The sequence below is a fragment of the Longimonas sp. genome (assembly GCF_040409695.1).
Classification (GTDB): domain Bacteria; phylum Bacteroidota; class Rhodothermia; order Rhodothermales; family Salinibacteraceae; genus Longimonas.
The window spans coordinates 1-3,820 of the sequence record NZ_JARWGJ010000223.1; the positions used below are offsets into that span (position 1 = coordinate 1).

The following is a 3,820-nucleotide window of genomic DNA, read 5'->3' on the forward strand; positions in this document are numbered from 1 at the left end:
TACATAGGCGCTCAACAAGAGTCGCAGCATGCAGAGTTTCGGGCCGTTGCTCGCGACACCCCGGTGCGCAAAGCCATGATGACACGCTTCGGAGTGCTACCGCCCGACGCGACCCTGGGCGACGCGGTCGACGAGCTTCTTGCGGGCACCGACCATGACTTCCCGATCGTAGACGAGGGCCGCGTGATCGGCATGCTAAGTCGCCAGCAGCTCATTGAGGCGCTGCGCAAGCACGGCCGCGACTACCCGGTGCGCGACGTTGCAGACGCGAAGTGCACATCGCTACCCGTCGACGCCATGCTCGACGAGGCGTTTCGCCAGATGCAACAGAGCGATTGCTCGACCGTGCCAGTGGTGGACAATGGCGAACTGGTCGGACTGCTCACTCTTGAGAATGTGGGCGAGCTTATTATGGTTACATCGGCCTTGCAAGTGCGCGATGCCGAAGAAATAGACCGCGACCCTGCCCCCACCACTCCCACTCCGCGTACGTGACAGGCTGATGGTGTAGTAGAGCGATTTGTCATAGACATGGCATCCCCCCGCCGGCACGTATCAGTATTACATGCCGGCAAAGCAGGGCAGTAGTAGGCAGTGGGAGCGCTTTCATTCGCAGATAGATAACGCAGGTGGGTGTTCTTTGCCGCGCCGTATCAGTACGTTTGTAGCCCACGGGTTTTCCCTCACCAATCTTCTCCTTCGTATATGCATCGTCGCACAAAGATCGTCGTCACTCTCGGGCCTGCCAGTAACGACCCTGAGACCATCGAACGGCTCATTGCTGCAGGTATGGATGTGGCTCGTATGAACTTCTCACACGGTAGCCACGAGGAGCATGCCGGGCGTATCCAGATGGTGCGCGATGCCGCACAGGCACAAGGGCGTGTCGTGCCCATCTTGCAAGACCTGCAAGGCCCGAAGATCCGCGTGGGACAAGTGCAAGATGGCTGCATATTTATCAACGAGGGCGAAACCATCACGCTCACGAGCGACCCGATTGACATAGGAACGCCCGAGCGCGTACAGATTGACTATGCGACGCTTGCTGAAGATGCTGACGTTGGCGGGCGCATCTTGCTTGATGACGGCCTGCTCGAGCTTGAAATCACCGAGATTAGAGACGGGGGCGATGTCGTAACCCGCGTGGTCGAAGGCGGTCCGCTACGCTCACGAAAGGGAGTTAATCTGCCTAACATTCGCACGTCTACGCCATCGCTCACCGAAAAAGATATTGAGGACCTTGAGTTTGGGCTGGAAGTCGGTGTAGATCTCATTGCCCTCTCCTTTGTGCGCACGCGCGGCGACGTAGCCGAGCTGCAGCGCCGCATCCGTGAGGCGGGAAAGAGCACACCGGTCATCTCAAAGATTGAGAAGCCCGAAGCGGTGCGTAACATCGATGCCATCCTCGAAGAGACCGACGGCATCATGGTTGCCCGTGGCGACCTCGGCATTGAGATGCCCATGGAGCAAGTGCCGGGCACGCAGAAGGGACTGATCAGCAAGGGCCTCTCGGTGGCTAAGCCCGTCATTACAGCCACGCAGATGCTCGAAAGCATGATCGAGAATCCGCGTCCCACGCGCGCTGAAGCGAGCGACGTAGCGAACGCGGTACTCGACGGGAGCGACGCCGTCATGCTTTCAGGCGAAACCGCGGTCGGGAACGACCCCGTGCGCGTTGTGCGTGCTATGGACAAGATCATTCGTCAGGCCGAAGCGCATTGGCGCACGGGGCGCCGGGCACTCGTGCAGGCTCCCGACCAGCTGGAACGCACCGATAGCGTCACCGAGTCGGTGAGCTTTACCGCCTGCCGGCTGGCCGAACAGGTAGGAGCAAAGGCCATCGCCTGCCTCACAAACTCGGGAGCCACAGCGCGCTCCATATCCCGCCACCGCCCCAGCATGCCCATTTACGCCTTTACAGATGACGAGCGCGTTGTAGGCCGACTGGGCGTTCTATGGGGAACAGAAAGCTTTCACGTTCCCTTCCAGAAAGATACTGATCGTGGCATCGCGCAGGTGCACCGTGTGCTCAAAGAACAGGGCCTCGTTGAGCCGGGTGAGCTCATCGTGATGACAGCAGGGATGCCGCTCCCTGCCCGCGGCCGTACAAACATGGTGCACGTAAGCCGCATGGACTGAGCAGCTTGCCGCAGAGCAGATCGCGTATCTGCCTCCCGCGGTATCTCCCTCTCGTAACATCGTTGAACGCGTCGCATGGCTTCCTTGCGCTGGCTCATTACGGGCAGCTTCGTACTGCTGATTGGCATGCCCATGGCAGGCTGCAGCACTGACTCAGTTGTGGGAAGCCGTGTCGATAACTTTCGGGCGTACTATAACACCTTCTATAACGCCGAGCAAGATTTCGAAACCGGGCTTGAGTCCGTGCAGGAGCGCACGCGGGCGCTTGAGCCTGATCGCTTCGTTGCTGTTCTTCCCGAGCCCGATGGGCGTGTAAACCGCCAGGCGTTTGAGCAGGCCATCGACCGGGCCGCCGACATTCTGCGCGACCATCCCGGGTCGAAGTGGGTCGACGATGCGCTTATGCTCATCGGGCAGTCGTACTTCTATCTTGGCGAGTGGGGCGCCGCCGCCGAAAAGTTCAATGAGATCATTGCGCTAAGCGATGATCGTACCGCGGAAGCCCAGTTCTGGCTGGCCCGAACGCGGGTCAGTCAGGGGGATGCGGAGCGCGCTGCTGAGCAAGTGCGCACGAGCATCGAACAGGAACATTTGCAAGAGCCGTGGGCGAGCAAGCTCTGGCTCGTGCAGGCCGAGCTGCACACCCGGCAGGGAGCCTGGCGCGAAGCACTGCAGGCCCTCGACCGAGCTCTGGAGGGCGACATACCGCGTACTGAGGCGGCCCGGGCCCAGTTGATGCGTGCGCAGCTCTTTGAGGTGCGATCTGACTACCGGGCGTCCACACGGGCCTACCGCGCAGCAGCCGAGTCGCGCGAGTTTGAGGTTCAGTTGGCTGGGCGCATGGGGGCCCTTCGCACTGAAGCACAGACGAGCAGCGACTTCGACCTCGTGCGCCGTGCCGACCTGCTGGCACGTGACGATCGCAACGTAGAGCAGCGCGACCAACTCCGACTCCTGGAAGCCTACATACAGGAGCTTCAACAGCGCCCTAACGCTGCAATTAACGCCTACCAAGCCCTGCTTCATGGCGAAGAGCCCGTTGCCCGTGCGCTACAGGGCCGCGCTTATTACCGCATGGGCATGATGTACCGCAATACATGGAGTGACTACGAGACCGCGGCAGCCTACTTCGACTCGTCGGCAACCGCTCTGGGCCAACAAGAAGTTGAGACCTACCAGGCGCGCCCGGCCACGGCGCTGCCCAACGTGCGGGCGCTTGCCGAGCGCTACCAGCGGGTTGCTGCTCCCAGCGCACGCATCGCACGCTACGACTCGCTGCTGGTCCTCGGTGAACTGCCACCACAGGAGTTTCAAGAGCGGATCGACCAGATCGCAGAAGCGCGCCGTGCCGAAGAGGCCGAACAGGTCACTGAGAGCCGGTCCGAGCAACAAGATACGCGGTTCGGAGTCGATGGAGCAGAGCCGTCTAATCGTGTAGAGACCGACGCGCCTGAGCTCACGACCGAAGCAGCCAGTAGGGAGGCCGGATTTCTGTTCCATCGCGATTCGCAGCGGATGCAGGAAGGGCAGCGCTCGTTCCAGCGCCAGTGGGGCGATCGCGACCGCGAACCGTTCTGGCGTATCCGAGACATATCGCCTGACGTCAGGTCTGTCGAGCAGCCTGCTATCGTAGACCGCGAGGCAGGAGCAGCGGAGGTGGTCCTGCCGGAGGCGGAGGCAG

The 3,820-nt window shown here is 61.2% G+C and carries 3 protein-coding genes; all 3 read left to right on the plus strand.

Annotation, left to right across the window (positions count from 1 at the left end):
* Positions 1–495 (plus strand): CBS domain-containing protein (locus PPP56_RS13435; RefSeq protein ID WP_353564564.1); only part of this gene is annotated, 495 nt, incomplete at its 5' end.
* A 210-nt stretch (positions 496–705) separates the two neighbouring features.
* A complete protein-coding gene (pyk, locus tag PPP56_RS13440) occupies positions 706–2,139 on the plus strand; it encodes a pyruvate kinase (RefSeq protein WP_353564565.1) in 1,434 nt (477 codons plus the stop codon).
* A gap of 75 nt (positions 2,140–2,214) precedes the next feature.
* Positions 2,215–3,820 (plus strand): tetratricopeptide repeat protein (locus PPP56_RS13445; protein ID WP_353564566.1); only part of this gene is annotated, 1,606 nt, incomplete at its 3' end.

What these genes read in the sequence shown, in the direction of transcription:
- pyk (WP_353564565.1), top strand. Translation starts at nt 706, where the DNA reads ATGCATCGTCGCACAAAGATCGTCGTCACTCTCGGGCCTGCCAGTAAC.